Consider the following 5,451-nt stretch of genomic DNA (forward strand, 5'->3'; position numbering starts at 1 on the left):
GAATTTCGGATGCTGGGGCGCTGCAAGCTTTGAATAACTTATTTTTGCTCGATTTGTACAACAATCAAATTTCTGATATCAATTCGCTGCAATCTTTGCAAAGGTTGACGGCGCTTGACTTGCGCGGAAATCCGATTGCGAGCAAGATTTGTCCTGTCAATCCTGAATCTATATGTCGGTTTTAATTTAATACGGTTCACTTAAGATTGTCCGAAGAGAGAAACGTTAGCGAAGCGATCCGAAAAAAAGCAATCGCAGTATTTATACTTCGGAGATCCCCCTAAATCCCCCTTAAAAAGGGGAGTAGGGGTTGACTTTGAGAAGACTCTTGTCCCCCCCTTTTTTAAGGGGGGTTAGGGGGGATCGTCTTAAGTAAACCGTATTGGGTTTTAATTGTTAAGAACCTGGCAAAATCAGGGCGCGTGTGATAGGATATCGAACGTTGGTATTAGGATAAAGTTATGAGTTCGCACGATGCTTTGATGTTAGTAGTGCTGCTGTTGCCAGGTTTGGCTTTGTCGATCGCAATTATGGGCAGTTTTGCCGCTGGTGGATAAAGTGTTCGACGCTTCGGATTTTAGTCCTCTGATAATTTTCAAGAGGACTAAAGTCTTCACTACAAACCTGTTGCTGCTAGTTTACAAAAATTGTGCAGTCACATCGGAATTTACCAGGGTGTTGGCGCACAAAATACCCGATGCTGCGACGGCGGGAACGCCAATTCCCGGCATGGTGCTGTCTCCCACCCGATACAAGCCTTTGACTGGGGTTTGCGGCCCTGGAAATGTGCCTTTTCCGGCGGCGATTGCAGGCCCGTAGGTTCCTTGATACCGGCGCAAATATCGGGCGTGGGTTAGCGGTGTGCCGATCGACTCTAAGACTATTCGCGATCGCAAATCCGGTATAATTTTTTCTAAAGCTTTGAACAGAGATTGCGATCGCCCTTGTTTCTTTTCCTGATAACCGCCGCCGTACTCCCAACCTGCGTAAGGTTCCAATGTATAAGCGTGAATGGCATGATGTCCGGGCGGCGCTAGAGTTTTATCCCACACCGTCGGAATCGAAATCATGCAGGTATTTCCGGGTACTGTAATGTCAATTTTGCTGTCGTGAACGACTACGTGGTGGCCGGTCAAGCCTTCGAGTTTTTCGGCTTTAATTCCTAAATGTAGGTGCATGAAACTGTCTACTGCTGGCACCGACAAGGCAGTTTTTCGGTAGCTTGCCGGCAAATCTTCTGGCCGCAGTAACTTTGTATAAGTATCCCAAACGGTGGCATTTGAAATGACGATTGGGGCGCGGATAATTTCGCCGTTTTGCAAGCGAATGCCCGCGGTTTTGCCGGATTCAACTAATATTTGCTCGACTGGTGTTCCCAATCGCAATTTTCCTCCCCACCGCTGCAAGCCTCGAACCAAGGCATCGACGATCGCACCGCTGCCTCCTACAGGATATTCGATCGCCACTCGCGATCGTTCGCCAATCATAAAAGCAATTTCTGGCGCGACAGTTTCGTGGGCTTTCAAGCCCGACAGCAAAAAACATTCCAAATCGATCAAACGCCGCACCCAAGGATCGCGCACGTCTCTATCCATTAATGTACCAGCCGAACTGGCGATCGCCCCCAATGACGGTAACAGCTTCAGCAAAGCAGGCGAGTACCGAGACAGCAACACAGGTATCAACTGCCAGTCCGATCTCAGCGCCAAAGCCGGAATTCCACGCAAAGCTTCATACAAAACTAATAAATTCTGTTGAAATTGCTGCAATTCTATAGCGCCTTGCGGTGTGAATTTAGCTACAGCATCTAAGTAATTTCTCGCATTAGCATAAACTGGCAAACTTCCTTCAGGAAAATGGTAATGGCCCAGCGGATCGTAGGCAATTACTGCGATCGATTCCTCCAACACATTCAAGACTTGCCGCAAAGGATTGAGCGACTGCGAATCGCTCAAACCGCAATAAAAAGAAGGCCCAGAATCAAAGTGAAATCCCCCGCGCGAAAAGCTGTGAGCAGCCCCGCCCGCTATGGTGTGGCTCTCGCAGACGAGTACCCGCTTCCCGTAGCGAGAAAGCATCGAGCCGGCGACTAAGCCGCCAATACCGCTACCAATTACGATCGCATCAAAGTCTTGCATCGATTAAATGTGATATAATTTTATTATTTCTTGCTTGCTTGCTGACCCGCAAGGAACGAGAACAAGCCCCCCGACAATCGTCGTGAATGCTCGCACAATTTTAGACCATTGTTCGGGTTCCCAGATTCAAAGCTGCAAGTCAATCTAAAATCTAAAATCTAAAATCGACTAACAGGGTATTCTTTGGGGAGGAAAACTATGCAAGCTTTATCTATTTTAGATGAAGTGGTTCGCGAACTAGAACAAGACATCAATCTCTCGCGCATAAAAAAAATCATATTTTTTGCTTGTAAAGAGTGTTGGGAAAACGATCCGACCAAACTCGCCAGCGCCGATGTCAGGAGTTTAATTGAAGAAATCTGCGGTAAATACAACAGGTTAGAAGATATTGAAGCAGTTTTAAACAGTCTAGTTGCCAAGGTCAATAAAAAAACCGAGTACGCTTTAATGACAGATCAAATCGTCTGCCAACTGAGCCGGCTTTACGAATACCAAGATTTCACAAAATTAGAAACAAACATATCTAATTTTGGCGGTTCCGAAGCACCTGCCTTTGACGAACACTTCAGTTCAGAACTGCCACCAGAGGAATTGAACGAAAGAAACGCGGGAAATCTATTTGATGTCAGACAAAAAATCTTGCAGCAAACCAATCCGCTGAGGGCAAAAATCCTCATTTTTTCTACTCTTTATCACCTTTTTACTTTTAGCGAGCGCGACTGGCTGCTGCTAAAAACCCAAGAACTTGACAATCTGCTGCGACAACTGTTTAATGTCTGCGGCAGCCTAGCCGAACTCGAATCTCAGTTGTACAGAACTGCGGGCAGTCTCGACAACACAGACGAATGCGACCAAGCCGCTAGCGTGATTATCAAAGCGATGAATTCTTGTTACGCAAAATTGCCGCAGGAAGAACAATACGAAACCGAAGATTCCGCTACTGAAGATGACGATCGGACCCATTTAAACAACAGTTTTTATGAAGAGAAGCAGCCGGTTGACAGGCGCAGCGATTATTTTGAAGCGGGCGACATTACTCACATCATTCAAGCTGCTCCAACTCACTATCACTATGACCCCGATCGGAGTTGCTTAGTGCCGGAAACAGCAGAAAATGTACAATTCAAACAACCCGAAACCAGCAGCAATAATTCTATTGCCAATTTTCGAGAGGAAATTGTTGAAACATTACCAGTTTCAGAAACGCCCACAGTTATAGAAAGTTACGAGCGGGCAGCTCCGGTTACTATAAATATTAGCGATTCCATCAAACGCAAGTTGGGATTGGAAGAAGAAATGAAAGGATTAGTCAGTGAAAGTGCTAACTCAGCAACGGCGCAAATAGAAAAAATATTCAGCGAGTTAGAAGCAGCTTTGAACGGAAAATTTTCTACTGAAAATGCAGAAGAGCGTTTGTACTGGAAATATAAAAATCTCAAAGATTATGTAGGAAAAGTTCAGGGATTCACAGACAAATTAATGGAAATTCTGAGTGAAGTGGAGTTAAAAGAAAGCGGGAACTCTGCTTCTGAAACCTCGGAGAATCTTGCCGAAAATATTTCAGCAGCAGAGGAGCCAAACTCTAGCCCGAAGCCAAATCAGTATCAGCTTGTAGAAATGGCAAAACAAGGCAAACCAAAGGCGATCGCCCTATTGATCAATCAATTGCTACAGCCTAAAGGAATTACTGCTACAGCCGGATTTAAAGACGGTTGGCTGCACGTTATTCTGGATTCCGCCGAAGTGCCAAACCAAGAGACGACAGCTACATACATTCACAAAAAACTGTGTACTTTAAAATCAAAAACTCTGACTCACGTAAAAATTCACGGGCGGCAGTTAAGTAACAAAACAGTCGCGTGGACTCAAGAATTTGTGAATCAAGCTGATTAAATGCCCAGATTAATGTCTGGGCTGCACAAACTAAGTCTGCAAACCAAAGACTGAAATTCAAGAATTCTAAAAATAGCATATTTCACCCAAAATCAAAACAAAACAATATGAATGCCAGCGAAATCTTAAGGCGATATACATCAGGAGAACTAGATTTTCAAGGTATGAATCTGAGAGGAGTCTACCTGAGCGGTGCGGATTTAATTGGTGTCAATTTAACCAGTGCTGACCTTTGGGGTGCAAACTTAACGATGTCGTACCTGAGCAGAATCAACCTTCAGCGCGCAAATTTAACTAATGCCAAGTTGTGCGGTGCTAACTTAAATCAGGCCAACTTGAGCGGAGCAAATTTGTCCGATGCAGACTTCCACGGAGCAACTTTACAAAGTGCAGACTTTCGCAACGCCAACATCTCCTTAGCAGTTTTCATCGATGCAAATTTGAGCGATGCAGATATGCGAGGCGTCAATTTGCAAGCTGCCGACTTGCGCGGCGCTTGCTTGCGCGGCGCAAATTTGCGGAAGGAGCAGCGAATTTTTGAGGGTGTAAATTTGCGGGGTGCAAATTTGCAAGGTGCAGATTTGCGGGGTGTCAATTTGCTAGGTGCAGATTTGACTAAAGCTAATCTCTCTCAAGCGAATTTGACTGAAGCATCTCTGCGGGAAGCAAATCTAACTCAGGCGAATTTGAGCGAAGCTATTTTAGATGGCGCATTTTTGACAGAAGCAACTTTGGTAGAAACAAATTTTTCTTGGGCTGTCATGACAAATGCTAAGTTAGAAAGAGCTGTATTAATTGATGCTGAATTGGCTGGCGCTAATTTGCGCGGTGCATTTCTTCCTGATGTTAAGTTGAGCAATGCTAATTTAGTTATGGCTGATTTGAGTCGAGCTAATTTGGTGAGGGCAGATTTAAGTCGAGCTAATTTTAATCAAGCAAATTTGAGTGAAACAGATATGACTGATGCTTACCTGGCTAGAACAGATTTGCGGGAGGCAATTTTGCACGGCACAAATTTGATGAGAGCTGATTTGAGCACTGCTAATTTAGCCGGAGCTCAATTGCGCGGTACAATTATGCCGAGTGGAGAAATGCACGGGTGATTGGGAATTGGGAATTGGGAATTGGGAATTGGGAATTGGGAATTGGGAATTGGGAATTGGGAATTGGGAATTGGGAATTGGGATTTAATATAATTGAGTTTTTGAGGTAATGATGGGAAGACCTGATTTTGAGGAATTAGAGGTTTATAAGTTGGCGGAAAGTTTGGCGGATCAGATTTGGGAGATTGTAAAAAAATGGGATTACTTCACAAAAGATACGATCGGCAAACAGATCGTTCGGTCTGCTGATAGTGTCTGTGCTAATATTGCTGAAGGAAGAGGTCGTTATAATGACTCCCGATAATCGGCGTTTTGTA

Annotated in this window: 5 protein-coding genes; 4 read left to right on the plus strand and 1 reads right to left on the minus strand. The window is 44.6% G+C overall.

From position 1 onward, the window contains the following. Positions 1-185 (plus strand): leucine-rich repeat domain-containing protein (locus tag WBA89_RS23650; protein ID WP_424409866.1); only part of this gene is annotated, 185 nt, incomplete at its 5' end. A 453-nt stretch (positions 186-638) separates the two neighbouring features. On the opposite strand, the gene WBA89_RS23655 is transcribed toward WBA89_RS23650, so the two are convergent. After that, positions 639-2,138 carry a phytoene desaturase family protein gene (locus WBA89_RS23655; protein WP_424409867.1) on the minus strand — a complete coding sequence of 500 codons (1,500 nt, stop codon included), beginning with the start codon at positions 2,136-2,138 and terminating at the stop codon, positions 639-641. Between the two features lie 198 nt (positions 2,139-2,336). Between WBA89_RS23655 and WBA89_RS23660 the strand changes: the two genes are divergently transcribed. The 3 genes from WBA89_RS23660 to WBA89_RS23670 all read left to right on the plus strand — a co-directional run bounded on the left by WBA89_RS23660 (position 2,337) and on the right by WBA89_RS23670 (position 5,438). After that, entirely contained in the window at positions 2,337-4,031 is a 1,695-nt protein-coding gene (locus WBA89_RS23660; RefSeq protein ID WP_424409868.1) for a hypothetical protein, read from the plus strand. A gap of 107 nt (positions 4,032-4,138) precedes the next feature. Next, complete coding sequence (locus WBA89_RS23665; RefSeq protein ID WP_424409870.1) at positions 4,139-5,134, plus strand: pentapeptide repeat-containing protein; 996 nt, start codon at positions 4,139-4,141, stop codon at positions 5,132-5,134. 109 nt (positions 5,135-5,243) lie between these two features. Then, complete coding sequence (locus WBA89_RS23670; protein WP_424409871.1) at positions 5,244-5,438, plus strand: four helix bundle protein; 195 nt, start codon at positions 5,244-5,246, stop codon at positions 5,436-5,438. Positions 5,439-5,451: the final 13 nt, after the last annotated feature.

The organism is Microcoleus sp. (genome assembly GCF_049646505.1).
Lineage (GTDB): Bacteria > Cyanobacteriota > Cyanobacteriia > Cyanobacteriales > Microcoleaceae > Microcoleus.